Source organism: Rhodanobacter sp. AS-Z3 (assembly GCF_029224025.1).
Lineage (GTDB): Bacteria > Pseudomonadota > Gammaproteobacteria > Xanthomonadales > Rhodanobacteraceae > Rhodanobacter.
Map to the genome: position 1 here is coordinate 3955831 of NZ_CP119392.1, position 24104 is coordinate 3979934.

The 24104-nt window shown below is 64.6% G+C and carries 24 protein-coding genes; 13 read left to right on the forward strand and 11 right to left on the reverse strand.

What is annotated here, in order from left to right:
* The first annotated feature begins 128 nt into the window (after window positions 1–128).
* Genes PY254_RS17640 through PY254_RS17675 form a run of 8 tightly spaced genes read left to right on the forward strand, consistent with a single transcriptional unit; the run spans window position 129 to window position 9220 of the window.
* Window positions 129–1070, forward strand: coding sequence for a proline racemase family protein (locus PY254_RS17640; RefSeq protein ID WP_281013359.1), 942 nt, complete (start codon window positions 129–131; stop codon window positions 1068–1070).
* Window positions 1067–2167, forward strand: coding sequence for an NAD(P)/FAD-dependent oxidoreductase (locus PY254_RS17645; RefSeq protein WP_281013360.1), 1101 nt, complete (start codon window positions 1067–1069; stop codon window positions 2165–2167). Before PY254_RS17640 ends, PY254_RS17645 begins: the two co-directional genes overlap by 4 nt.
* The gene (locus tag PY254_RS17650; RefSeq protein ID WP_281013361.1) at window positions 2164–2409 is read left to right on the forward strand and encodes a 2Fe-2S iron-sulfur cluster-binding protein; all 246 of its coding nucleotides are present in this window, start codon (window positions 2164–2166) and stop codon (window positions 2407–2409) included. Before PY254_RS17645 ends, PY254_RS17650 begins: the two co-directional genes overlap by 4 nt.
* Window positions 2402–3709 (forward strand): NAD(P)/FAD-dependent oxidoreductase, encoded by a 1308-nt coding sequence (locus PY254_RS17655; RefSeq protein WP_281013362.1) that lies wholly within the window; start codon window positions 2402–2404, stop codon window positions 3707–3709. The genes PY254_RS17650 and PY254_RS17655 overlap by 8 nt, the downstream gene beginning before the upstream one ends.
* A complete protein-coding gene (locus tag PY254_RS17660; protein WP_281013363.1) occupies window positions 3706–4611 on the forward strand; it encodes a dihydrodipicolinate synthase family protein in 906 nt (301 codons plus the stop codon). Before PY254_RS17655 ends, PY254_RS17660 begins: the two co-directional genes overlap by 4 nt.
* A 1-nt stretch (window position 4612) precedes the next feature.
* Window positions 4613–6214 (forward strand): aldehyde dehydrogenase family protein, encoded by a 1602-nt coding sequence (locus PY254_RS17665; RefSeq protein WP_281013364.1) that lies wholly within the window; start codon window positions 4613–4615, stop codon window positions 6212–6214.
* A complete protein-coding gene (locus PY254_RS17670) occupies window positions 6211–7428 on the forward strand; it encodes a M24 family metallopeptidase (RefSeq protein ID WP_281013365.1) in 1218 nt (405 codons plus the stop codon). The genes PY254_RS17665 and PY254_RS17670 overlap by 4 nt, the downstream gene beginning before the upstream one ends.
* A 46-nt stretch (window positions 7429–7474) precedes the next feature.
* Window positions 7475–9220: a DUF885 domain-containing protein gene (locus PY254_RS17675; RefSeq protein ID WP_281013366.1), complete on the forward strand. Its 1746-nt coding sequence runs from the start codon at window positions 7475–7477 to the stop codon at window positions 9218–9220.
* Window positions 9221–9369: 149 nt separating this feature from the next.
* On the opposite strand, the gene PY254_RS17680 is transcribed toward PY254_RS17675, so the two are convergent.
* On the reverse strand, window positions 9370–12093 hold the full coding sequence (locus PY254_RS17680) for a M9 family metallopeptidase (RefSeq protein ID WP_281013367.1): 2724 nt from the start codon (window positions 12091–12093) through the stop codon (window positions 9370–9372).
* A 289-nt stretch (window positions 12094–12382) separates the two neighbouring features.
* Window positions 12383–12748 carry a hypothetical protein gene (locus tag PY254_RS17685; RefSeq protein ID WP_281013368.1) on the reverse strand — a complete coding sequence of 122 codons (366 nt, stop codon included), beginning with the start codon at window positions 12746–12748 and terminating at the stop codon, window positions 12383–12385.
* A 126-nt stretch (window positions 12749–12874) separates the two neighbouring features.
* Between PY254_RS17685 and pncA the strand changes: the two genes are divergently transcribed.
* Window positions 12875–13528 (forward strand): bifunctional nicotinamidase/pyrazinamidase, encoded by a 654-nt coding sequence (gene pncA / locus PY254_RS17690; RefSeq protein WP_281013369.1) that lies wholly within the window; start codon window positions 12875–12877, stop codon window positions 13526–13528.
* A 25-nt stretch (window positions 13529–13553) separates the two neighbouring features.
* On the opposite strand, the gene PY254_RS17695 is transcribed toward pncA, so the two are convergent.
* From PY254_RS17695 to PY254_RS17715, 5 genes are all read right to left on the reverse strand, one after another.
* Window positions 13554–13742: a CPXCG motif-containing cysteine-rich protein gene (locus tag PY254_RS17695; protein WP_281013370.1), complete on the reverse strand. Its 189-nt coding sequence runs from the start codon at window positions 13740–13742 to the stop codon at window positions 13554–13556.
* A gap of 63 nt (window positions 13743–13805) precedes the next feature.
* Window positions 13806–14264, reverse strand: coding sequence for a putative toxin-antitoxin system toxin component, PIN family (locus tag PY254_RS17700; RefSeq protein ID WP_281013371.1), 459 nt, complete (start codon window positions 14262–14264; stop codon window positions 13806–13808).
* Window positions 14265–14486: 222 nt separating this feature from the next.
* Window positions 14487–15491, reverse strand: a complete 1005-nt coding sequence (locus PY254_RS17705) for a hypothetical protein (RefSeq protein WP_281013372.1) — start codon at window positions 15489–15491, stop codon at window positions 14487–14489.
* A 213-nt stretch (window positions 15492–15704) separates the two neighbouring features.
* The gene (locus PY254_RS17710; protein WP_281013373.1) at window positions 15705–17156 is read right to left on the reverse strand and encodes a hypothetical protein; all 1452 of its coding nucleotides are present in this window, start codon (window positions 17154–17156) and stop codon (window positions 15705–15707) included.
* A gap of 48 nt (window positions 17157–17204) precedes the next feature.
* On the reverse strand, window positions 17205–17531 hold the full coding sequence (locus tag PY254_RS17715; RefSeq protein ID WP_281013374.1) for a hypothetical protein: 327 nt from the start codon (window positions 17529–17531) through the stop codon (window positions 17205–17207).
* Here PY254_RS17715 and PY254_RS17720 point away from each other — a divergent pair.
* On the forward strand, window positions 17489–19669 hold the full coding sequence (locus PY254_RS17720; protein ID WP_281013376.1) for a winged helix-turn-helix domain-containing tetratricopeptide repeat protein: 2181 nt from the start codon (window positions 17489–17491) through the stop codon (window positions 19667–19669). The two genes, PY254_RS17715 and PY254_RS17720, sit on opposite strands and share 43 nt — an antisense overlap.
* 276 nt (window positions 19670–19945) lie before the next feature.
* The gene (locus PY254_RS17725; protein WP_281013377.1) at window positions 19946–20224 is read left to right on the forward strand and encodes a hypothetical protein; all 279 of its coding nucleotides are present in this window, start codon (window positions 19946–19948) and stop codon (window positions 20222–20224) included.
* A 2-nt stretch (window positions 20225–20226) separates the two neighbouring features.
* Here PY254_RS17725 and PY254_RS17730 read toward each other — a convergent pair whose 3' ends face one another.
* The gene (locus PY254_RS17730; protein WP_281013378.1) at window positions 20227–20940 is read right to left on the reverse strand and encodes an HAD family hydrolase; all 714 of its coding nucleotides are present in this window, start codon (window positions 20938–20940) and stop codon (window positions 20227–20229) included.
* Window positions 20941–20956: 16 nt separating this feature from the next.
* A complete protein-coding gene (locus tag PY254_RS17735) occupies window positions 20957–21475 on the reverse strand; it encodes a DUF6630 family protein (protein ID WP_281013379.1) in 519 nt (172 codons plus the stop codon).
* Window positions 21476–21647: 172 nt separating this feature from the next.
* Between PY254_RS17735 and tsaA the strand changes: the two genes are divergently transcribed.
* Window positions 21648–22220, forward strand: a complete 573-nt coding sequence (gene tsaA / locus PY254_RS17740) for a tRNA (N6-threonylcarbamoyladenosine(37)-N6)-methyltransferase TrmO (protein ID WP_281013380.1) — start codon at window positions 21648–21650, stop codon at window positions 22218–22220.
* Here the strand turns inward: tsaA and PY254_RS17745 are convergent.
* The gene (locus tag PY254_RS17745) at window positions 22215–22490 is read right to left on the reverse strand and encodes a hypothetical protein (protein ID WP_281013381.1); all 276 of its coding nucleotides are present in this window, start codon (window positions 22488–22490) and stop codon (window positions 22215–22217) included. The two genes, tsaA and PY254_RS17745, sit on opposite strands and share 6 nt — an antisense overlap.
* Before the next feature lie 327 nt (window positions 22491–22817).
* Between PY254_RS17745 and PY254_RS17750 the strand changes: the two genes are divergently transcribed.
* Window positions 22818–23654: an META domain-containing protein gene (locus PY254_RS17750; RefSeq protein ID WP_281013382.1), complete on the forward strand. Its 837-nt coding sequence runs from the start codon at window positions 22818–22820 to the stop codon at window positions 23652–23654.
* Between the two features lie 26 nt (window positions 23655–23680).
* Here PY254_RS17750 and PY254_RS17755 read toward each other — a convergent pair whose 3' ends face one another.
* Complete coding sequence (locus PY254_RS17755; protein ID WP_281013383.1) at window positions 23681–24094, reverse strand: YbaN family protein; 414 nt, start codon at window positions 24092–24094, stop codon at window positions 23681–23683.
* Window positions 24095–24104: the final 10 nt, after the last annotated feature.

Below are 24104 nucleotides of genomic sequence, written 5' to 3' on the forward strand. Positions count from 1 at the left end.
TCCAGCAGAACTGCTGGGCTGGACAGTAGCAAGGCGCACAACGCGCGGGATGCATTGTGCGCATTTCCGCATCGAATTATCGCAGGCTCGCCTAGACGCTTCCGGCCACCGGCCACCAACATGAATGGATGCACACAGTCCACGTCATTGACTCCCATACCGGCGGCGAGCCGACCCGCGTCGTCATCGGCGGCATGCCCGATCTCGGCGAGGGTTCGCTGGCCGCGCAACGTCAGCGCTTCCAGCAGCAGCACGACCACTGGCGCAGCGCGATTGCCTGCGAACCACGTGGTTCGAACACCATGGTCGGCGCATTGCTGCGCCCGCCAGTGCAGGCCGGTTCCTGCACTGGCGTGATCTTCTTCAACAACGTCGGCTACCTGGGCATGTGCGGCCACGGCAGCATCGGCGTGGTGCGCACCCTGATGCACATGGGCCGGATCGGACCGGGTCGGCATTTTCTGGACACGCCGGTAGGCACGGTCGGTGTCGAACTGCAGGCGGACGGACGCGTAGCAATCGACAACGTCGAAAGCTATCGCCACGCCGCCAATGTATCCGTCAGCGTGCGCGGTCACGGCACCGTCCGCGGTGACATCGCCTGGGGCGGCAACTGGTTTTTCATCACCGGCGATACGCCACTGCCGCTGGAAATTCACCATCAGCGTGAGCTCACCACCTACACCGAAGCGATCCGGCTGGCGCTGGAAGCCACAGGCATCACCGGTGCAAACGGCGAAGCAATCGACCACATCGAGATCAATGCCGGCACGGCGGCGGCCGACACCGACGCGCGCAACTTCGTGCTGTGTCCCGGACTCGCCTACGACCGCTCACCCTGCGGCACCGGCACCAGCGCCAAACTGGCCTGTCTGGCGGCCGACGGCAAGCTGGCGCCCGGCGCGGCATGGCATCAGGAAAGCATTCTCGGCAGCGTCTTCGAGGGCAGTTACGCCGTGAGCGAACGCGGCATACTGCCACGCATCAGCGGTACTGCCTACGTCACCGGCCAGGGCGTGTTGCTGATCGACGACGAGGACGCGTTTGCCTGGGGCAGCGGTGCGCTGTGAGCAGCTACGACCTCATCGTGGTCGGTGCCGGCATCATCGGCGCCAGCTGCGCGAATGAGGCCAGCGTGGCCGGCTTGCGCGTGGCCATCGTGGAGCCTGGCCCGATCGGCGGTGCTGCCACCGCCTGCTCGATGGGGCATCTGGTGGCGATGGATGATGACCCCGCCGAGCTGGCGCTGGCGCGCTATTCGTTGCGGCGCTGGGAGAGCTTCGTCGATCTGGCCGAGGCTGAGTTCAGCCGCTGTGGCACCTTGTGGGTAGCCCGCAACGACCAGGAATTCGCCAGCGTTGCCGCGCGCGCAGCGCGACTGAATGCCTCTGGCGGCGCGGCACAAAGCGTCGACGCCACCACGCTGTATGAACTCGAACCCGCGCTCGCGCCGGGGTTGGCCGGCGGCATGCTGGTGGCCGACGAGGCCGTGGTCTATCCGCCACGGGTCGCCCAATATCTCGTGCACTGCGCGCAGCAACGCGGTGCGTTTTTGCATGCGGGGCGCTCGGTGCGGCGACTGGGCCGCGCCTCGGTCACACTGGATGACGGCAGCCTGCTGTCCGGCCCGGTGCTGCTGGCCACGGGCTGCGCGCTGCCACGTCTGTTGCCGCAATTGCCGCTGCGTCCGCGCAAGGGGCATCTGTTGATCACCGAACGCTACCCCGGCTTGCTGCACCATCAGGTGCTAGAGCTGGGCTACGCCGACAGTGCCCACGGCGACGCCGACAGCAGTGTCGCCTTCAATGTGCAACCGCGACCGACCGGCCAGATCCTGATCGGTTCGTCGCGCGAATTCGATGTGGATGATCCTGCCGTATCGCCAGCCATGTTGCAGCGGATATTGCGACGCGCATTCCAGTTCATGCCCGCGCTGCAACCGTTGCAAGGTCTGCGCGCATGGACCGGCCTGCGGCCGGCAACGCCGGATGGACGTCCCTACCTCGGTGCCGTACCGGGGCATGCGGATCTGTGGGTGGCCGCCGGTCACGAAGGCCTGGGCGTTACCACGGCGCTGGGTAGCGCGCGATTGTTGATTGATCTGCTGCTCGGCCATGCGCCTGCGATCGACCCCACGCCTTACGCGCCAGCGCGGGCGATGGCATGAAGACCGTGAACGTGTTGATCAATGGCCAGGCGGTTGCGATACACGCCGAGGCGAGCGTTGCAGCGGCGATTGCCATGGCCGGGCCAGCCGGCTTCCGGCGTTCGCTGAGCGGACAGCCGCGCGCGCCGTTGTGCGGCATGGGTGTGTGCTTCGAGTGTCGGGTTCGGATCAACGACACCGAGCATGTGCGCGCCTGCATGACGCCCGTGGCCGAAGGCATGCAGGTGCACACTCATGACTGAGCACTTCGATGTGCTGGTGGTGGGCGCCGGTCCAGCCGGATTGGCCGCCGCCCATGCTGCAGCCGGTCACGGCGTACGCGTGGGCCTGCTCGATGCGCAACCACGACAGGGCGGACAGATCTGGCGCCACGATGCCCGACATGGCGCGCCACAAGCTGCGACAAACGCCATCACGGCGTTGGCCAATACACCGATGCCGATAACCTGGCTGGCCCAGCATCAGGTGATCGGAGCCGACGAGGAACGCCTGCTGATCGAAACGCCGCAGGCCGCCGTCGAGCTTTCATTTGGCAGTCTGGTAGTGGCCACTGGCGCACGCGAATTGCTGCTGCCGTTTCCGGGATGGACCCTGCCCGGCGTGACCGGTGCCGGCGGGCTGCAGGCGTTGGCCAAGCAAGGCTGGCCGGTGCAAGGCAAGCGCGTGGTGGTAGCGGGCAGCGGACCGTTGCTCTGGGCAACCGCCGCGACCTTGCGTCGTCACGGCGCACACGTACTAGGCATCCACGAACAAGCCTCGGCGGCGGCGGTTCGCGCCTTCGCCATGCAACTGTGGCGCTGGCCGGCGCGCGCCGTGCAAGCGGTGCAATTGCGTGCGCTGCTGCACGACGTAAGTTATCACTGCGGCTCATTCGTACGCCGTGCACACGGCGACACGGCGGTCACCGCGGTCGAAGTCGTCAATGCTCGCGGAGTCTCCCGCATCGACTGCGATCTGCTCGCCGTGGGCTACGGACTGGTACCGAACGTGGAGCTGCCCGGCATGCTCGGCTGCACGCTGGACCGACACGGCACGCACCCAGCGGTGCAAGTGGACGGACAGCTGCGCACCAGCGTGGCGAATATCTATGCAGCTGGCGAAAGTTGCGGCATCGCCGGGCTGCCGGCCGCACGCATCGAAGGCCGCCTTGCTGGCCATATGGCTGCCGGCGCCACGGCAGCGGCAACCCCGCTGCTCGGCCAGCGCCGACGCGCGCGCCGCTTTGCCGAACTACTCGACCGGCATTTCGCGCTCAACCCTCAACTGCAGCAATTGGCCGAACTCGACACCATCGTCTGCCGTTGCGAGGACGTCACCCTGGGTGCCCTCGCTGGCTACACCGATGCACGCGCCGCCCGCCTCGCCACCCGCTGCGGCATGGGCGCCTGCCAGGGCCGCATCTGCGGCACGGCGCTGGCCGAACTCGGTCGCTTCCCGTGCAGCGGCAACCGCCCGCCAATCTTTCCCGCGCGACTGGCCACGCTGGCCGGTAGCGCCATTCCCAGCTTTCTTTCCCATGACTCCGGAGACAACCACGCATGAGCAAATACACACTCTGGCAGGGCGTGATTCCTGCCATCACCACACCATTCAACGCCGACGGCGAGGTCGACCACGACTTCCTCGCCAGCCATGCACGCACGCTGCTCGATGCAGGCTGTACCGGTATCGTGCCGCTGGGTTCACTGGGCGAAGCGGCGACGCTGGGCTTCGATGAAAAAGTGGCGATCATGCGTACGCTGGTTGCCGCCGTGGATGAGCGCGCGCCGATCATTCCCGGCATCGCCGCACTATCCACTGACGAAGGCGTGCGCCTGGCGCGCGAAGCCAAGGCGGCCGGCTGTGCGGCACTGATGGTGCTGCCGCCATACGTGTATTCGTCAGACTGGCGCGAGATGAGCGCGCATGTGACGGCGATCATCGAAGCCACCGATTTGCCGTGCATGCTTTACAACAACCCGGTGGCGTACAAGACCGACTTCTCGCCGGAGCAGATCGCCGCCATCGCCGCCGAGCACCCCAACGTGCAGGCAGTGAAGGAATCGTCCGGCGAGATCCGTCGCTTCGCCGCGCTGAAATCCTTGCTGGGCGATCGACTGCATTTGCTGGTCGGCATGGACGACGCGCTGGTCGAAGGTGTCTGCATGGGCGCCACTGGCTGGATCGCCGGACTGGTCAACGCCTACCCGAAGGAATCGGTACAACTGTTCGAATTGGCCCGCTCCGGCGGCTCCGCTGCAGCCGCCGATCTGTACGCCTGGTTCCTGCCTTTGTTGCGGCTGGATACGGTGCCCAAGTTCGTGCAGTTGATCAAACTGGTGCAGCAGATGGTTGGCCTCGGCAACGAACGCGTCCGTGCGCCACGTTTACTGATCGAGGGCGCCGAGCGCGAGCATGCAATACGCGTAATCAAGCACGCGATCGCCAGCCATCCGGGGCGCTGAGATGGACGTCCAGCCGTCGCTGATCGGGGGCGAATGGCGCGCCCCCGAATCCGCATGCAAATCGTTTCGCGCGGTCGATCCCAGCACCGGTGAAGCGATTGGCCCGGCGTTTCCAGTCAACAGCGCCCTCGAGCTGGAGGCGGCGCTGGCCAGTGCCAGTGCGGTGGCTGACGAGCTCGCCGCTGCACCGGTCGCACGCATTGCCGCTTTTCTCGATGCCTACGCCCACGCGATCGAGAACGACGCCGCCACCCTGGTGGCCTTGGCGCATGCGGAAACGGCACTGCCGGGCGAAACCCGTCTGGCGGGCGTGGAGCTGCCGCGTACCTGCCGGCAGTTGCGCCTGGCCGCGCAAGCAGCGCGTGACTACAGCTGGACCCACCCGGTGATCGACACCGGCGGCGGGCTGCGCTCGCACTACGCACCGTTGCACAAGCCGGTGTTGATCTTCGGACCGAACAACTTTCCGTTCGCGTTCAATGCCGTCGCCGGCAGTGATTTCGCCTCGGCGATTGCCGCGCGCAATCCAGTGATTGCCAAGGCGCATCCATCGCATCCGGCGACCAGTCAACGACTGGCGCAACTGGCCCATCGCGCCTTGCAGCACGCGCAGCTACCCAGTGCTGCGGTGCAACTGTTGTATCAGTTTGATTCGGCGCTTGGCCTGCAACTGGCCGGCGATGCACGGCTGGGCGCGATCGGCTTTACCGGCAGCCGGCACGGTGGACTGGCGCTGAAGGCGGCGGCGGATCGCGCCGGCATTCCGGCGTACATGGAGATGTCCAGCGTCAACCCGGTATTCATGCTGCCCGGTGCGCTGGCCGAACGTGGCGAGCAGCTGGCGCAGGAGTTTTTCGCTTCGTGCACGATGGGCAGCGGGCAATTCTGCACCAACCCCGGTTTGCTGGTAGTGCCGGATGGTGCCGCCGGCGACGCCTTTGTCGGCAACGCGCTGACGCTGTTCGCAGGCGCCGCACCCGGCGTACTGTTCAGCCGCGGCGTACTCGAGCAGCTGGATGCGTCGGTTACCGCCTTGCGTGACTGGGGTGCGGTCTGTCTCACCGGTGCTAGCTCCGCCGGGCTGGGCTATCGCTATCGCCCGACCTTGCTGCAGGTCAGTGCCCGCGCGTTTCTCAAAAACCCACGCGAACTGCAGCGCGAGGCGTTCGGACCCACCAGCCTGCTGGTGCGTGCCCGCGACACCGAAGAAATGCTGGCTGTTGCGGCTAGCTTCGAGGGCAACCTCACCGGCACGCTCTACAGCGCCAATGATGGAACCGATGACGCTGCCCTGGCGCCGCTGGCACGCGCACTGCGCCCTAAGGTCGGCCGACTGATCATGAATCGCATGCCCACCGGTGTCGCGGTGAGCCCGGCGATGAATCATGGCGGGCCGTATCCCAGCACCAGCCAAGCCGGTTTCACCGCCGTCGGCATGCCGGCAGCCGTCCGCCGCTTCGCTGCACTGCATTGCTACGATCACGTCACCGACACGCTATTGCCCGCTGAACTGCGCGACCGCAATCCCGCCAACATCGCCCGCCTGGTGGACGGCCACTGGCGTGACGACGACCTTGCCACTGCGGGGAGTGCCACAGCATGAGTCCACTCAACAGCCAGCGGCAGATCGGCGGACTCGACATGGCCACGGTGCGCGCCGAACTGCAGCGCTGGCCGGCGACCAGCGCACCGATCAGCCGCTATGAATACGGCCAGCGCCTGCACCGCGCTCGCCTGCTGATGCGCGAACTCGGAATCGATGCCGTGTTGATCACCGCCGGCGCATCGCTGCGCTATTTCACCGGCATCGCGTGGGGCGCCAGCGAGCGTCTGGTGGGCTTGCTGATCACCGCCCGCGGCAACCCGATCGTGATCTGCCCGACCTTTGAAGTCGGCTCGCTGCAGTGCGTGCTGCGCATCGAAGCGGATCTGCGCCTGTGGGAAGAACACGAAAGCCCGCATGCGTTGGTGGTGCAAGCCCTGCAGGAACGCTTCGCCGGCAATCTGGCGCTGGACCCGACGGCGGCCTATACCGTGGCCACCCGGTTGGTCGATGCGCTGGGCGAACGCCGCCTGACCGATGCCAGCGCGATCATCGACGGCTGCCGCATGCGCAAATCCGTCGCCGAACTGGCCTTGATGCAGCAAGCCACCGCGATGACCTTGTACGTGCAGCGACTCGCGGCCGCCGTGCTGCACGAAGGCATCAGCAATCACGAGCTGGTGCGTTTCATTGACGACGGCCACCGCACACTCGGCGCGGACAACGGCTCCACCTTCTGCATCGTGCAGTTCGGCCAGGCTACCGCCTATCCGCACGGCATTCCCGGTGAACAGCGACTGCAGCGCGATGACCTGGTGCTGATCGATACCGGCTGCGCGGTGCAAGGCTACAACTCCGACATTACCCGCTGCTACGCGTTTGGCCTTCCGGATGCGCAGCAGGCAAAGATATGGTCGCTGGAACAAGCCGCACAACGCGCCGCGTTTGAAGCGGTTCGCCCGGGCGTCACCTGCGAAGCGGTGGATGCGGCCGCACGTGCGGTGATCGAGCGGGTCGGGCTGGGCCCGGACTACCGATTGCCCGGCATCCCCCATCGCACTGGCCATGGCTGCGGCCTGAGCATCCACGAAACGCCCTATCTGGTCCGCGGCAACCGCACCGTCCTGCAATCGGGCATGTGCTGCAGCAACGAGCCCATGATTGTGGTGCCGGATCATTTCGGCATTCGACTGGAGGATCATTTCCACGTCACCGAAGACGGCGCTGCCTGGTTCACCGAGCCGTCGCCGGCGTTCGATCAACCGTTTGCGTGACACCATGGAGCGGTCGGCACGCACGCACCTGAGGGGAACCGCAACCATGCCTCGCAACGTCACCCTGTCCACCCTGATCGGTTGCCTCGGCATTCCCTGCATCACGACCACGATGGCGGATGCAAACGCGGGTTTTCGCGAGCTCAGCGCACACGAGTGGGCGTGGCGGCAGGCCCAGTTTGCCGGCGCCGATGACGAGGATACCCGCGCACTGCCAGCGGACCATCTGCCGCGGGTTGATCCGGCCACTCAAGCCATGCGTGAGCGCGTCTGGGCTGCCTTACTGGAACAACTGAACGAGATCCCACTCGACGCCCTGAGTGACGAAGAGATCGTCAACTATCAGGTCTATCGCCAGCAGATCGAAACGCTGCTGGCCGAGCAGCGCCTGTGCAGCTGGCAGATGCCGCTGACCGGCGATACCTCGTTCTGGGGCAACCTGCTTTTCAGTGCGCGACAGCCACTGCGTGATGTCGCCGACGGCCAGCGTTACCTTGCCTGGCTGGGTGACATTGCGCGCTATTTCGACGAACAGATGGCGAACATGCGCGAAGGCCTGGCGCGTGGCTTCAGCGTGCCACGCATCAGCCTGACCGGGCGTGATCATTCGCTTGCCGAAGTTGCTGCGGCAAGCGCCGAAGAGAGTGTCTTTTACACCCCGTTCCGCCAGCTCCCCGCCAGCGTGTCGGTGCACCAGCACGCAGCGCTGTGCGACGCGGCGCTGGCAGCCATCCGCACCGTCGTGATACCGGCGCATGCGAAGTTGCTCGGCTTCATGCGCGAGGTCTACATGGTGCAGGCGCGCGACAGCATCGCCGCGTCCGCCTTGCCCGACGGAGCCGCGTACTACCGCACGCAGATACGCAAATACACCACGCTGGAGATCGGCCCGGACGAAATTCACGCACTGGGTTTGCGCGAAGTCGCCCAACTGCGCACGCAGATGCTTGAGTGCGTCAGCGACGCCGGTTTCATTGGCGATCTGGCGGCCTTCATCGATTGCCTGCGCAACGATCCCTCGTTCTATGCAAGCCGTGCCGATGAACTGCTGAAGCAGGCCGCATGGATCGCCAATCGGGTCAACGGCAAACTCGGACACTTCTTCGGCCGGCTGCCGCGCCAGCGCTTCGTGATCGAAGCGGTGCCGGACGATCTCGCACCGTTCTATACCAGCGGGCGCGGCGGGCCTGGCTACTATCTGGTCAACACCTGGGATCTGCCTTCGCGGCCGCTCTACTCACTCACCGCGCTGACCCTGCATGAGGCTGCGCCGGGCCATGCCATGCAGATGCCGCTGGCTGCTGAACAGGAAGGTCTGCCGGCCTTTCGCCGCGAGTGCCATCTCAGTGCGTATGACGAGGGTTGGGCGCTGTATTCGGAGCGGCTGGGCGTGGAGATGGGCCTGTACGACACACCCTACGATCGCTTCGGTTACCTCAGTTACCAGATGTGGCGCGCCTGCCGACTGGTGGTGGACACCGGCCTGCACCATCTCGGCTGGAGCCGCGAGCAGGCACGCGCCTGCCTGCGCGAGAACACCGCACTCAGCGAGCACGAGGTGTGTACCGAAGTGGACCGCTACATCGCCTGGCCGGCGCAAGCACTGTCCTACTATCTCGGCCAGATGGCCTTCGTCGACGCACGTGCGCGAGCCGAGTTGGCGCTCGGCGAACGCTTTGACTTGCGCGCCTTCCACGATGTCGTGCTGGCGCTGGGCTCGGTACCGCTTCCGGTATTGCAGCAACAGGTGGATCGATTCATCGATCATCAGCGCAACCACTGTCCGAGATGACCGACTGACGCCGCCGAGTTCCCTGGCTGTACTTGCCACAAGCAAAGAGCCCGCGATCGACGATCACGGGCTCTTTGCTTTCACGGTATTGCAAGGTGGGCCCGGACAGCGACCCGGGAGGTCTGCCACTGTCCGAACCCGGTACTGCCTCAGGGCGTGATGCGCGCCCTTACTGCCACGCCGGAATACGGCGTTTTTGCGGTCACTGCCACGTAGTAGTACGTGTTGGCGGCAGGCTGGGCGATGTCCACCGACTCGCTGTTGCCCGCATGCACCGACGACTTGTCAAAGTCCGTCGTCGATGGCCAGCCACGACTGCTGACATAGAGGTCGGCATCACCCGTGCCACCGGCCGTTTCTACGTGCAGACCGGTCGAGCCGCTCGGCACCAGCATGTAGAAGTACTCGGTGTCGCCAGCTCGAGTGGCCTGCACATTGCTGTGCTGGCAACCACTGGCAAGTACGGATGCGTCACCGGTGCACTCAGTCCATGCCGGCGGCGGTGTCGGCGTGGAACCGCCACCCAGCGACGCACTGACTGCCACACCGGAATACGGTGCCTTGGCGACCACGGCCACGTAGTAATAGCCCGCCGCCGACGACGGCGTGACGCTGACACTCTCGGTATTGCTGCTGCCGATCGAGCGCTGGTCGTAGTCGGTGGTGCTGGGCCAGCCACGTGCGCTGACATACAAATCGGCGTTGCCGCTGCCCCCGGTGGTGTTGATCTGCAACGACGAGGTGCCAGCCGGCAGGTAGATGTAGAAGTACTGGCTGTCACCGGCACGACTGGCCTGTACGTTGCTGATCTGGCAACCATCGGCCAACAGACCGGATGATCCCGGGCATTCCGGCAGGTTCGATGGCGGAATCGGGGTGGGCGTGGGTGTCGGTGTTGGCGTCGGAGGAGGCGGCGTGGTGGTACCACCGCAGGTCGAGGTATCGCCCTGGTGGGTATTCAGGCAGGTCAGCCAGGTAGCCCAGTCGCTGTCGTGGGTATTGTGGATCGACTGCAGATAGCTGGCGTATCCGGTGTAGTTGCCCGGGCGGAAATAGCCAAGGATCTGGCTGACCTGTTGCGGCTGCTTCTCGAACATGTAGCGCACGCCGAGATAGCCCCAGCGATACACACGCTCCTGACCGCTGTTGTAATCGTTGTCGTAAACGGTGCTCAGCGGGAATTGCTGGGTGCCCGCATCAGCAATCGCTTCCGGATACGGAATGCCGCGGTAGCTGTACGAAACGTACTCGGCCAGACCTTCCACCCACCACACGGTAGGCACCGCCATGGCGGTGTTGAAATCGCCGTACATGTCGAAGCGACCATCAAGGTAGTGCACGTATTCGTGGGTGAGATTCCACACCTCGAACGTCGGCCGCATCCATTCGGCCTCATACGCCACGAAGCGCGGCTGGTTGGCCGGATCAGACGGATTGCCTTCCAGGTACATGCCACCGTTGTTGGTGTCATTGCCGAAGATCACCCCGGAATACGTCTGGTAGTCGGTACTCGAATGGAAGATCACCAGTTCAAGCATGGTGTTGTGATCGTCGGCCACCGGCGTGTTGCCGTCATTCACCCGATCATGGAAGTACTGCTCTTCGTTGATGACCTTGTTGCAGGTGTCGGTCACCTGGGACGGGGTGAGCGCCTGGGCGCGTAGACGCAGGTCCGGGCTGCACTGCTTGGTGATCGGCAGCACCACCTGGGCCAGCTGGGTCTGGAAGTTGCAGATACCGAAGTAGCTGCAGTCCGCATGGTCGTAAAAATCCGTCACATCGGCCGTACCAACCCAGATCGACGCACCCGCGCCGGTCATGCTGTAGGACGACAGAATGCTCTTGACCTGCGGCTTCACCGTCGGCTGCAACGGCACGTATTGAAGGAAACGAGCCAGTTCGCGACTCGCGTTGGAGAGCAGGTATTCGTTGTCGGTACCGACCTCGGCCGCATTGCGCGACACGAAACCGGAAAGCGTGGTGGTGATGCTGGAATCACTCTGCACCAATGTCTGGAAGTCGGTGTTGTAGTGACCACGGAACAACACGGTGAACACGTTGTTTACTGCCGTCATCATGTAGAAGTACGGGTGATAGCTGGCGTTGTAGCGATCCAGCAAGCCCTTCACCGTACTCATCTGGTGAGCGTTTTCGCCGGAACTGTCGATCAAGGTGACGAACTCGGCCAGCACCGCGCCATGGTCGTCATTGACGTCGCGGAAATGCGAGTTCGCCACAAACGCGTCCAGCGCCGGCCGGATCGCAGCCTTCAACGACGCGCCATACGTACCCACGTCGGTAGGGTCGCTGTATTGCACGTAGTAGCCCGCGCGCAGGAACAGGATCAGCTGCAAGGTGCCGGCACTATTGTTGCCCGCGTAGCTGCCTGCGCTGGATTGCAGGGCGTTGGCGATGGTCACCATCTTCGCCTCGTTGAACACCTGGCCGGCATTGGCGCCGGTGACGTTGAACAAGGTGTTGATGCAGCCGTCTACCGACGAGTTGCGTACCAGCGTCACCAGGCTGCTGCCACTGGCAGCGGCGAATGCATTGACGTCACAAGTGGCTGCCGCAGCCGCCAGGTTCATGCGCAGCGTCGGTGACAGATTGCGCTCCGGCCGGTCGTAGTCGGTGTAGAAATGCTCGCGCGAAGATGACACCGGCGGACGTTCGTTCGGCTTGAGTGGCCGGGCTTGATGATGCGGCACCACCGGCTGCAGCGCATTGCTGCGGATGGCAGCGGCTACTGGCGAAGGCGCCGGTGCCTTCTTGTGCGTCTTGGTCGACGCCGCGTACAGCGGCAAGGTGCATCCGAGCGACAGCAACACCACACTGACGCATCGCGAAAGCGTTTTTCGCGTGTAATTGTTCATGTTCCCCTCCTTTGAAAGACCCCCCGTGGCCTGGTTCGCGACGACGTTGAAAGGCTTGCTTTGAAGCGCAGTCAACGAGGCGACGAACCGGGGGCCATGCTAGGCGTGCTCAGGGAACGGCTCTAGATGATCTTGACCGCGTGCCCGACTGAAGTCGGCACAAACGAGCACGGGCCTGCGTTTGCCCAGCCACGGTGTGGCACAAACGTGACGTGCATCACGCAAGTCTGTCGGCAAGTCGGAGAAGTCATTCGATGGTTGCAGCAGCTGCCGTATCGACCGCAGGCGATCACCCGTTCCCGCGCAGCCGATTGCGCCAATCCCCACTGCATAGCGCCCAGCCCACGTAGATCCCGATGACCACGCCAAGCACTTCGCACAGCACGCGCAAGCCGATGCTGTCTGGATCATGCACTTCTGCCAGCTTCACTTTCAGCAACTGCAACGACTGCCCGCCGCTGTAATTGAAATAGAACAGATTCCACAGGTCACCACTGACGGTCAGCACCGCCGCCAGCAGGAACGACCAGCCGATCTGCGGGCCATAACTCCAGCCGTTGCGCCGGCCCAACCCGTGGAACAGCAGGAACAACAGCAGTCCCGCCACGGCGGAAATCAGCCCGGCCTGCACGCCGCCGACAATTCCGTAACCCATCCACGACTGGTCGTATTGCACTGCGCGCCCCCGATTCGTGCCTGTGCGTTGCCGAAAATATCAGCCATCGGCGCGATCTATCTGGCACACGGTAAACTTCATCGGATGATCCACACAAGCCCACCGATGAAAACGACCCTCTCTGAGCATGCCGCATTGATCGTGGTCGACGTGCAGGCGGACTTCATGCCCGGTGGCACCCTGGCCTGCCATGAAGGTGACACGATCGTGCCCGGTATCGATGCCCTGCTGCGCGCACGCCGCTTCGGCCACGTGGTCGCCACGCAGGACTGGCATCCAGCCGGACACATCTCGTTCGTCGACAGCCACCCCGGCCACGCCGTGTTCGAGCAGATCGACTTGTATGGCCAGCCGCAGACGTTGTGGCCAGCGCATTGCGTGCAAGGCACAGCTGGCGCCGAGCTGCATCCGGCGGTTGACTGGTCGGCGCTGGACGCGGTGATCCGCAAAGGCAACGATGCGGCCGTCGATTCGTATAGCGGCTTTCGCGAAAACCACGGTCCCGGTGGCAGCCGCCCGAGCACCGGGTTGGCCGGCTGGCTGCGCGAGCGTGGCGTGGATGAAGTATTCGTCTGCGGGCTGGCGCGCGACGTTTGCGTGTTGTGGACGGCGCAGGATGCGCGCGAACTGGGCTTTCGCGCCAACCTGTTGTGGGACCTCACCCGCCCGGTCACACCGGCCAGCGACGAGGCCACGCGGGCGGCCTTGCAGGCTGCCGGGATTGCCGTGGCTTACTCAGCGGAACGGCTGATCAGCTGATTCGACTTCCGCACGCGCCGCGGACTCAGGCGTCGTTCTCGCCACTCGCACGCACCTGCGATTCGCCGTCCTCGTCCACTTCCACGCTGAGCGTGATCGGCCGGCAACAGACCTGGCAGTCCTCGATGTATTGCTGACTGGGAATTGATGCGTCGACGAGAATCTCGATCGACTCGCCGCAATACGGGCAGTCGATGGTGCATGGACTGAGCATGCTGTTACCTCAAGCAGGGGAAATTCACCCTCAGCATATCGCTGCTGCAGGTGAAGTCGGCGTTCAAGGCTTGTACGGTGACCACGCCTGCGGCAAACCGATCCAGAACAGCCCGTCGCGCGCGCAGCGTGGCGCCAGCTTCAACACTTCGTTGTCCTTGCTGACCAGCCAGCGCGCACCACTGGCTTGGGCCAGTTCCAGAAACATCTGGTCGTCCGGGTCGCCGCAGCGCGGCAGCGGCACATCGGGGTTCGCCGTGGCCAGGTCATCGGGCAGGCAACAGACCAATGCGTCGAACGCCGCCGCGACTTCCGGCCGCAGCGCATCGGTGATCGGCACCTGCGGGTAGTGCAACACGCGCAGCCACTCGGCGCGGCAATCAGCTCGCGTTACTGCCTGAATCCGGCCCTCGCGCATCGCCACATGCAGCGCGGCGGATTGCGCATCGTGGAACAGGAAGATGTCCAGGCACACGTTGGTATCCAGCACCACACGCGGCACGGTCGGGCATTTGGCAGTCATCCGCACATGATGAAGCAAACACTGCAGGCTTTCCGAATCGGCTGACGATCAGGGTGGTGGGCAAGTCCGGCGAAAAGCTTGCCTGCGTGAACGAGTCCAGCGCCGGCGCGACGAACTGCATCGGGCACCCTGCGGCATGAAACCTGCGTGCGAACAGACCGCGGACGTGACAGCTACCGATGCCGCCACGACCGCGTTCTCACGACCTCCCGTATGCGCGGTTCAGCGCCCGCCACCCCAGTGCAACCTGACGCGCCTGCTGACGTAGACGTCACCCGGGTCGGCCGGCGCCTGCGCAAAGTGCTTGCGCCCGAAATAAAGACGCGTACCGTCGGCAGACAGCGAGGCGCGAGTTTCCGACCCATCCATGGTGTTGACGGCGGGATTGTCGATCGGACCACGCACCGTCCACGGCGAGGCGGTATCCGGGCGCGTGGCATACCAGATGTCCTGGTTGCGCGGATCGGCGCTACCACGGTTGCTGCTGAATACGATTTCCAGCCCGTCACGGCGCACGTTGGGCATCTGGTCGGCTGCGTCGGTACTCAGCTCGGCCACCCGCACGCCGGGCCCGAAGCTGCCGTCGGCGCGCAGACGACTGACGTAGATGTCCTGACCCTTGCTGTCCGGATAGCCGTCGCTGGAGAAGTAGAGAAAAGTACCCTCGCGGGTTTCCACGACCGAGGGACTGTATTCCGAACCTTTGGTGTTCGGGCCGCCGTCCGCATAGGCGCCCAGATTGACCGGCGTCGCCCAACCAGACTGCTGGCGCCACCACGGCCAGCCGTGTCGGGTGTGTTCCCGCGTCAGGAACAGGTCGCCGGCCGGTGGGCTGCCAGCGGGCGGTGGTGGCATCGCCTTGCATCCGACGCAATCCTCGGAGTTCTCCCGCGAGCTGACGAACAGCAGCCAGTTGCCGGGCAACGGTGTGGGGCAATAGTCGGCGGCGGTGGGGGAGTTCACCGGCGCACCGAGGTTGCTGACGTTGTCCCAGCTGTGCATCAAGCCATTCCAGGTTCCCCGCCAGATGTCCAGACCGCCGTTGCGGCTGGACATGAAGTACAGGTTGCGCCCGTCTGGCGATTCAATCGGACAGCCTTCGGCAGCGGCGGTGTTGATGCCGCTGGCGGGCACCGCGTTGTCCCAGGGGCCGTAGTTGGTGGCGCAAACATTGGCGGACAGCATGACGGCGACGGCCAGTGCGCATTGTTGATACTTGCGGTTCATGTGGATCTCCTTGTGTTTGCCATGGATGACAGCGGTGAAGAACCCTTCTCGGCGAACGTGTTGCAGCATGGCGACGATGGTTGGCTCGCCTTGCGCAAGCGAACGCGTCACGACCTGCACGCGAGCGCCGCTGGCAGCTTCCGTCCCCGCGTGGGTCGGACGGAGACAATGATTTCGAACCGATTACGTCCGGCGCTTTGACCGCGCTACTCGTCAAAGCGCGCCTAGAAACGCCACCAGATCGCCCTTCTGTTCGTCGGTCAGATGCATCGCGAACCGGCCGTTGTAGAAATTGACCACGTCCATCAGGGTGGTTGCCGAGCCATCGTGGAAATACGGCGGCCTCGCCGCGAGCCCGCGCAGGGTCGGTCCCTTGAACTTGCCGATGTCCGCCCATTTGCCGGTGATGAGGGCCACGCCGGGATCGGTGGTTTGCACCACTTCGCCGGTGCTGAAACGGGTCAATGTGTACAGCGGCACGCTCAGGCTGCGGCGACGGCTACCTGCCGTGCCGATGTTCATCGGCTGCGCCACGGACTGATTACCGATGTTGGGCGAGTTGTGGCAACTGCTGCAGGTGCCCTGGAACACCGCCTGCCCGGTGACGTCATTGAGCCCGGCCACACCGGTGATGGCCATGGGCAGGTTGTTGAACAACTGTTCGCCGCGCGCGATCGACGCGCGCGCTACGTGACTCGCGGTCGCGCCCGGCTGCACGTACTCATCCTGCCAGTCGTCAAACAGGCGCATGGCCTTGGCATCGAACGGCTCCTGGGTGGGGTCTTTGCCGAGCACATCATTGATGCCGACCCAGAAACGTTGTTGCGCAAGAATGCTGGCGCCACCCATGCCACCGCCGTTGTTGAGCCGCCCGGCGACGTTGTCTTCGTACTGCGCGGTGAACAGATGTGATTCGAAATCCACGATCCTGGCGATCGTGGCCGGGTCCGGCATCGAGGTTGCCTGCTCATGGCCGACGATCGCATGGATGGCCTGCGAGGTCAGGCTGGCTTGCACATTGGCGAAATCCAGGCCGGCATCCATCGGCGGCTCGAACGGTGAATAGGTTTCGCGCCCATCCCACATGACGCTGGTCACCCAGATGAGGTTGGTTGCCGGCAGCGGACGCCGGAACAACGAAAGCTCGCGTGCGCTGGCGTAGCCGTAGGGGTCGTCGACGGCAGTCAACTGGAACTCCGCCTTCGCCGGCATGGGAATGCCGACGCGCAAAACGCCGCGACTGAGCAACATGGCATAGGCCGCGCGGCGCGCTTCGAGCGTGGAGGTGTCCGCCAAGGGCGTGACCGCGGCGTCAATCAGCGCGAACAGCGGATCCCGGCCTTTGCTGGCCTCGAAGCGCTCACGTACTTCGTCGGCGGAAAGCGCCCAACCCTGCTTCTGCCGGTGACAGGAACTGCACGAGCGGCCATTGCTGCCGAGGCTGGCGAAGAAGGGATTGTCTGGGTCGATCAAGCCGGCAGCGTTGCTTGTCTGCAGCCGGCCAGAAGGGTTTGCGGTAATCAAGTGCGCGGCCGGCTTTTCCTGACGATCGACGTTTTGCGCGTCGACGGTGGTTGAAAGTACGAGGAGTGCAGCGGCGGCCATCACATGGGCGGACAGCATGACGGCGACGGCCAGTGCGCATTGTTGGTACTTGCGGTTCATGTGGATTTCCTTGTGTTTGCCATGGATGTCAGCGGTGAAGAGCGCTTCTCAGCGAACGTGTTGCAGCATGGCGACGATTCGTGGCTGGCCTTGCGCAGGCGAACGCGTCACCAACTGCACGCGAGCGACGCCGCGTTGCCGGCAGGCGCTGCCGATCGCCCCCATCAGCCGCTCGCGCGCGGCGTAGACTTGGCCGAGGTTGTGCAGTCCGGTCCATGCCGCGACCTGGCCTTGGGTCGGCAAGCGGGGGGAGGCGCAATCGGCGACGAACGAGGTGAGCGTTATGGGCGACAGCGTCGTAGCGCCCTGCTGGGCGAAGGCCGGTGCGCTGCATGCCGCGAACACGGCAGCGGCGAAACGGATGCGACAGTTCATGGCGATCTCCTGGAGGCTATGCCGGCGAATGCCGGTGCACTCAGGTTCGTCAAAGCGGCGTCGAGAGTCTTGAGGTCGCCCTTGGGAAAGCACTGGACTTTGCTTGGGTTCCTTGGGAAAACATTGGGGGATCGCCGCAGCGCAGGTTTTCGTTCACGCAAGATCGCCACCCGCCACAGGACGCCATGGACCCGTCAACGCTCGCTCCGCTCACCTTTGATGACTCCGCGATCGACTTCGCGGGTCGACGATTGCTGCGCGACGGCATTGAACAGCCGCTGGAGCCCAAAGCCTTCGCCGTGCTGGCTCTACTGGTCGGCACACCCGGCCGGGTCTACACCCGCGACGAGATCCTCGACGCCGTCTGGGGCCATCGCAACATCACCCCGGGGGTGCTGAACCGGGTGATGACCCTGCTGCGGCACGCGCTTGGCGAGGACGCGCAAGCCGCTCGCTACCTGCACACGGTGCATGGCGTGGGCTACCGCTTCGACCTTCCCGAATCTGCGCGCAGTGCATCCACCCAAGCCATGCCGGCAGCCGACGCGGCGACTGCGGCGCCGGTTTCCGTGCCATCCGCGGCCATGCGGCGGCGCGCCCGCGACCAGCGTGTCCTTCCGCGCGGCGTGCTGTGGTGGCTGCCGCTGCTGGCGTTGCTCGCCTTCGCGGGATGGGCATGGTGGCCGCGTACGCTGCCCGTAACGAAGCCGACGATGGAACGAAGCATTGCCGTGCTGCCTCTGGTCAATGCCAGCAACGACCCGCAGCAGCTGTACTTCTCCGATGGTCTGTCGGAGAACCTGATCGATGCTTTGTCGCACTTCAAAGGACTGAAGGTGATCGGTCGCACCTCGGCCTTCCAGTTCCGCGACAGCAAGGACGACAGCGCGACCATCGGCCGCAAGCTTGGCGTGTCCCACTTGCTCACCGGCAGCGTGCAGCACGCCGGCGACGTCGTGCGCATCAACGCCTCGCTGACCCGCGCCGCCGATGGCAGCACGCTGTGGGCCGAGCACTACGATCGTCCGTACAGGAACCTGTTCGCCCTGCAGGACGAGATCGCCCGCGCCGTGGCCGATGCCTTGCAGGTGAAACTGCTGTCGCCCGAGCGGACAGCGCCGCCGAATGACCGGCCGCCCGGCGGCAGCATCGATGCCTACAGCGCCTATCTGCAGGGCCTGAGGTTTTGGCACGACCAGCAGTTCTCCCAGGCGGCGGAGCACATGACCCGGGCTGTGCAACTCGACCCGAACTACGCCGTGGCATGGGCCCACTTGTCGGGAGCGTGGAGTACCGTCGCGGCGTTCAAGAACGAAGACCCCGCGGTGGCCCGCGAACACATGCGGGAGTCGCGCACCGCCGTGGACAAGGCGTTGCAACTGGCTCCCGGGCTGGGCCCGGCGCACGCTGCCCATGCCTATCTGCAGTTCTACAATTTCGATCACCGCGGGGCTCTGGCCGAGTGCCGCCGTGCCGTGCAGCTGGCCCCGGCCGATGGCACGGTCCTGAATGGCTGTGGATTTGTGCTGGGCGGCATCGGAAAGCTGGGTGAGGCGATCCAGCTGCGCGAGCAACTGATCTCGATCGAGCCGCTGTACACGGTGAACTATTACCAATACGCGAGTTTGCTGACGGCAACTGGTCAGCTGGACAAGGCGACGAAGTATCTGCGCACCGCCGAAGGCCTGCCGCAGCCGGAATCGCTCCCATTTGACCTGCACTTGGAAATCGCCATCGCGCACGGCGACGCGAAGGGCGCGCAGGAGATCGCCCGCCATCAGTCTTCGCCGTGGCGGGAGATGAATCTGGCGATCGCGATGCAGATTTCCCCGGATCGAGCGGCAGCAGACGCTGCGCTGGCCGAGGTGCTCGCCGACAAGATCTGGGCGAAAACCAGCCCCTACGCCGTCGCGCAGGCCTATGCACTGCGCGGCGACGCGGACAACACCATGCAATGGCTGGAGCGCGCTCCGGCCGCCGACCTGCTTTTCATGCTGAGCGACCCGCTGATCCTGCGCTTCCGCGATGACCCACGCCTGATTGCGTTCTGCCAAAAGACCGGTCTACCCCCGCCGGGCGAGAGTGAAGCCCTGAGCATTGACCAGATCCGCGGCACGGACGACGCACGGAAGCGCTGACAAGCGTCTTTTCCGTTCTGGCGTTCCAACTTTTGTCGCCGCATGACGCGCTGGCTTGAACCGCTCGCCGGATTCAGCGGCGAAGCCGAACCACGCAAGCCGATATGCGTGAGCGTATTGGCCGTCCGTTCTGCCGATCCGCGCCCGACTCCCCTCCACGCGCTCCGACCATGGCCACTCCGGCGGCGTCCAGCGCTGGTCGGCCCGCTCGGTCAGATACGCGAGGCAGGCGGATCACCCTATACACTGCACGCTTTCCGACCGAAGGCAACAACCATGGCCGAGCGTGAGTTCGACAATTACCTTGCCCGCTCCGGCGCCACCCTGGAAGGCTCGCGTTATTCCGCATGGCTGGCGATCACTCCGCGCGGACACGGTTTTCCCGCGTATTACGCGATCTGCGAGAACCGCAGCTTCCGCGACAAGACCGTGGCCGAAGCGGCCGCCGCCAAGGCGCTGGGCGAGATGAGTGGGCTGGAAGACGACGGCACGCCGATCTTCCCCGAAGGCTATACCGGCTTCGACGACGACAAACCCGCCGATACCGACGACTGAATCTACGCCGCGCGCAAGGCCAGTTGCGCGATCGCTGCGGCAATGGCGCCCGGCGCATCGACCGCCAGCACGTGCGGATCGTGGTCGCTCAGGCCATTCTCCAGCTCATGCGCCCAGGTCACGTGATACGGCATGTGCACGCCCCAGCCACCCAGCCGTACCACCGGCTCGATGTCGGAGCGCAACGAGTTGCCGACCATCGCAAATTGCGCGGGCTGCAGGTCGAACTCACCCAGTACACGCTGGTAGGTGGCAGCATTTTTCTCGGAGACGATTTCAATGCGGCCGAACAGATCAGCCAGCCCGGACTGCGCCACCTTCTTTTCCTGATGAAACAGGTCGCCCTTGGTGATCAGCACAACCGGATAGTTTTTTGCCACCGCCTCGACTGCCTGACGAATACCCGGCAGCAGTTCCACCGGATGCTGTAACACGTGCTTGCCCAATTCGATCAGCTGATGGATGTCGACCGCGCTGATGCGGTGGTCGGTCAGCGTAATCGCGGTTTCCACCATCGACAGGGCCATGCCTTTCGCGCCGTAACCGAATAGCGCGAGGTTGCGCTGTTCGGTGGCCAGCATGCGCTCATGCACGCGCCCGTCACCGAGGTCGACATAGCGACCAACGATTCGGGCGAACTCCTCGTTGGCTGCGCGGTAATAGCCTTCGCTATGCCACAGCGTGTCGTCACCGTCGAAGCCGATCAGTTGCAGCATGGGCGTTCCAGAGCGCTCAGCCGACGTCGCGCGCCAGTCGCAGGTTGATATGCAGCGTGGTGGCCAGTTCGCGCATCGGTTCGTTGTCGCGACTCAGGGTGATCCAGCCAGCGTACGAATCGTCGGCCGTTTCCCAGCTCCACAAGGTGTAGCCAGCTTCGGCCAGGCGGTCGCTGGCAATGCCCAGCACGCTGCCGGCATCGCGATCTTCAAAGTAGTCGTCATCGCCAGGATCGCCGTTCCAGTCGATCCACAGGTTCCAGCGCGCACTGAGTTCGTCCAGCGCCTGCACCAGCGAGCGCAGGTCATCTTCAGCGGTCATGAAGCCCGAACGCCAGTCGATCACCCGCGCAATCAATTCCACCGGCTCACTTTCGTCACCGTCGGCCACCGCCTCGCGGTACGCGGCAAACTGCTGCAACGCAGTTTCTTCGTCGCCGGGATTGATCAGCAGCAGCAACTGCCACACTTTCGCTTCGAGCGAGTCGTCCTCCTCGAGATCGGGGTCGTCTTCGTAATCATCCTGGTCACGCATGCGCTAGCTCCGCCATGATGGAGGTGGCATGGCTCACCGACGCGAAAACGGCGGTAGCCGACACGCCAGGCGCGCGCTGGTTCGCGGGGTTTGATTCGGGAAACGCCATGACATCCTCGATGGAAAATGCCCGCGCCGTGAGCGGCGGCGGGCGAGCATGGATAATGCCGCAATGCCTACCCCGCCCGATACCTCCAGCATGCTGTCCTGCCAGCCAATCGCGTTCGTGCGTTCACCTTACGCGCGGCGGATCGACGCGCCGCATCAATCCACCGTGGTGGCAGGCACGGAAACGGCGGCAGCGGCCGAGGCAACGATCGAGTTCGTGGCCGACTTTCCGGTGGCGGCTTATCGTGACCTGGCCGGCTTCGAGCGGATCTGGCTGGTGTTCGCCTTCCATCGCAGCGAAGGCTGGAAGGCCGAGGTGCGCCCGCCGCGCGGTGGCGGCAAGCGCAGCGTGCTGGCCACGCGTTCGCCACACCGACCGAATGCGATCGGGCTATCCGCCGTCGAATTGGTGGCGGTGGCTGACGACCAACTGCAAGTGCGCGGCATTGACCTGCTCGACGGCACGCCGATTCTCGATATCAAGCCGTATGTGCCCTACGCCGACGCCTTTCCCGGCGCACGCGCCGGCTGGATCGACACCATCGACGCCAGCCAGGGCCGCCATTCCGCGCCCGGGCCGCGCAAACCACGCCAACCGCGGGCGCGCGACCCCAAGGATGACCTCAGCGAATCATGAACAACTGCCGCAGCAGGTGCTGCCGCCGCTGACGTGGATCTGCCGCGGTTCGGAGAGGCGGCTGGCCTGATAGCCCGCTTCCTGCAACGCGCTGATGACCTGGCCGGAAGTCAGCTGTGCCGACACGTCGATTTGCCCCGCGGCGAGATCGCCGGTAACCGTCGCGTTGGCGTCATGGGCCCGCAGAATCGCGGCAATGGCGCCGGTGTCACCGGCAAGATCCTTCACTTCAAACAACATCGCGATAGTCTCCAGGAGAGCGCGGAACATCCGCACAAGCCCGCGATGATGCCGGCTTGGCCCGTCACGCGCCCTGATCCGGATCAGGGTGCTGCGGCGCCGGTTGCGTCAGCCAAGGCCACGCAGTCGCGACTTCTGAGACCGCCCGCTGGCAACCTGCCCGGGTCGTAGCGAAAGCCTTCGCACACGGCGCCCGATGCACTTGGCAGTGGTCGGTTCAAACTTTGCCGCGCCAGACTCCCGTCCGGCGCTGCTTTTTTGCGTGTCGCACCGACCAAGCTGAACGACAACAATGTCGTGAGCGTCCGTCGACATGGGGCGAGTTACCCTCGTCACGTATCCAGACGGAGACTTTCCATGAAAACCTTCCTGTGGCTGTTGCCGCTGGCATTCGCCGCCTGCACCTCTTCCCGCCCGTCCGCCGTGCCGACAGCCGAGGCGTCTGCCGCGCGTACGTCCTCGTCGGCGACAACGCCAGTACCGGTCGCGACGAGCACATCGGAACTGGGCAGCTACCACTGGCAATTGCACGATGCCGTCGATGGCAACAACCGGCGCCTCGCCAGCCTGTTCGACGACTCCGGCAAGCCATTGCAACTCGACTTCAGTGGCGACCACCTCAGCGTCAGCCATGCCTGCAACGGCATCGGCGGCAACTACAAGATCGTCGATGGCCACCTGGTCACCGGCGCGCTGCTGCAAACCATGATGGCCTGCCCCGACCCCACCTTGATGCAGCGCGAAAGCACGATCAAGCGCGTACTGCGGGCCAGCCCGGCACTGACCCATTCGAACACCGGCGGCAAGCCTGTGCTGGTGCTGTCCGCTGCCGACGGCACCACCCTCACCTTTGCCGGCCAGCCCACCGCCGAGACACGCTACGGCGGCCCCGGCAGCATCGAATTCCTGGAGGTCGCGGCCGCAGACGCGGATTGCCCGCAGCCACTGCCGGCCCAGAAGAACTGCCTCAAGGTGCGCCAGCTCCACTACGACGCCCAAGGCCTGCGCACCGGCGAGCCCGGAACATGGCGGACGCTGACGCAACCGATCGAAGGCTATGAACACCAGCCCGGCATGCGCAACGTGCTGCGGGTGAAGCGCTACACGCTGACACATTCACCGGCTGACACATCGTCGACGGCCTATGTACTGGACCTGGTGGTGGAAAGCGAAGCGGTCACTCCAGCGGCGTAGAGCCCTTGTCACCGCAGCCAACGCACTCAGCGCGATTCGTCGCGCGAAGTTGGCAGCCGGGCGATGACCAACAGCAACACCACCATCAGGCCCGCCAGCATCCATGGCAGCCATGGATGCGCGTGAAACCATGCAATCGTCGCAAGCATCGACACGGTGACCATCAGCAGCGCCGTACGGCGCGTTCGACGCGACACGCTACGCTCCTGCTCCCAACGTTTTATCACCGGCCCCAACCGCGGTCGCGACAACAGCCAGCGATGCCAGCGCGGCGAAGCACGCGACCAGCACGCCGCCGTCAGCAGCAGAAACGGAACCGTCGGCAACAACGGCAGAAAGATGCCAAGCAGACCCAGCAGCAGCGACAAAGCTCCCACACCGAACAGCACGCCGCGCACAAACCGGCTGCGACTTGTTGGCGGCACAGGCGAGTTGGGCATCGAGATAAGC

Coding starts and splice junctions, on each gene's coding strand:
- PY254_RS17755 (WP_281013383.1), bottom strand. CDS start 24,094: ATGCCCAACTCGCCTGTGCCGCCAACAAGTCGCAGCCGGTTTGTGCGC.
- tsaA (WP_281013380.1), top strand. CDS start 21,648: ATGCCTACCCCGCCCGATACCTCCAGCATGCTGTCCTGCCAGCCAATC.
- PY254_RS17720 (WP_281013376.1), top strand. CDS start 17,489: ATGCCGCGAACACGGCAGCGGCGAAACGGATGCGACAGTTCATGGCGA.
- PY254_RS17735 (WP_281013379.1), bottom strand. CDS start 21,475: ATGCGTGACCAGGATGATTACGAAGACGACCCCGATCTCGAGGAGGAC.
- PY254_RS17660 (WP_281013363.1), top strand. CDS start 3,706: ATGAGCAAATACACACTCTGGCAGGGCGTGATTCCTGCCATCACCACA.
- PY254_RS17745 (WP_281013381.1), bottom strand. CDS start 22,490: ATGTTCCGCGCTCTCCTGGAGACTATCGCGATGTTGTTTGAAGTGAAG.
- PY254_RS17750 (WP_281013382.1), top strand. CDS start 22,818: ATGAAAACCTTCCTGTGGCTGTTGCCGCTGGCATTCGCCGCCTGCACC.
- PY254_RS17680 (WP_281013367.1), bottom strand. CDS start 12,093: ATGAACAATTACACGCGAAAAACGCTTTCGCGATGCGTCAGTGTGGTG.
- PY254_RS17725 (WP_281013377.1), top strand. CDS start 19,946: ATGGCCGAGCGTGAGTTCGACAATTACCTTGCCCGCTCCGGCGCCACC.
- pncA (WP_281013369.1), top strand. CDS start 12,875: ATGAAAACGACCCTCTCTGAGCATGCCGCATTGATCGTGGTCGACGTG.
- PY254_RS17640 (WP_281013359.1), top strand. CDS start 129: ATGCACACAGTCCACGTCATTGACTCCCATACCGGCGGCGAGCCGACC.
- PY254_RS17665 (WP_281013364.1), top strand. CDS start 4,613: ATGGACGTCCAGCCGTCGCTGATCGGGGGCGAATGGCGCGCCCCCGAA.
- PY254_RS17655 (WP_281013362.1), top strand. CDS start 2,402: ATGACTGAGCACTTCGATGTGCTGGTGGTGGGCGCCGGTCCAGCCGGA.
- PY254_RS17685 (WP_281013368.1), bottom strand. CDS start 12,748: ATGGGTTACGGAATTGTCGGCGGCGTGCAGGCCGGGCTGATTTCCGCC.
- PY254_RS17710 (WP_281013373.1), bottom strand. CDS start 17,156: ATGAACCGCAAGTACCAACAATGCGCACTGGCCGTCGCCGTCATGCTG.
- PY254_RS17700 (WP_281013371.1), bottom strand. CDS start 14,264: ATGACTGCCAAATGCCCGACCGTGCCGCGTGTGGTGCTGGATACCAAC.
- PY254_RS17675 (WP_281013366.1), top strand. CDS start 7,475: ATGCCTCGCAACGTCACCCTGTCCACCCTGATCGGTTGCCTCGGCATT.
- PY254_RS17695 (WP_281013370.1), bottom strand. CDS start 13,742: ATGCTCAGTCCATGCACCATCGACTGCCCGTATTGCGGCGAGTCGATC.
- PY254_RS17670 (WP_281013365.1), top strand. CDS start 6,211: ATGAGTCCACTCAACAGCCAGCGGCAGATCGGCGGACTCGACATGGCC.
- PY254_RS17715 (WP_281013374.1), bottom strand. CDS start 17,531: ATGAACTGTCGCATCCGTTTCGCCGCTGCCGTGTTCGCGGCATGCAGC.
- PY254_RS17730 (WP_281013378.1), bottom strand. CDS start 20,940: ATGCTGCAACTGATCGGCTTCGACGGTGACGACACGCTGTGGCATAGC.
- PY254_RS17705 (WP_281013372.1), bottom strand. CDS start 15,491: ATGAACCGCAAGTATCAACAATGCGCACTGGCCGTCGCCGTCATGCTG.
- PY254_RS17650 (WP_281013361.1), top strand. CDS start 2,164: ATGAAGACCGTGAACGTGTTGATCAATGGCCAGGCGGTTGCGATACAC.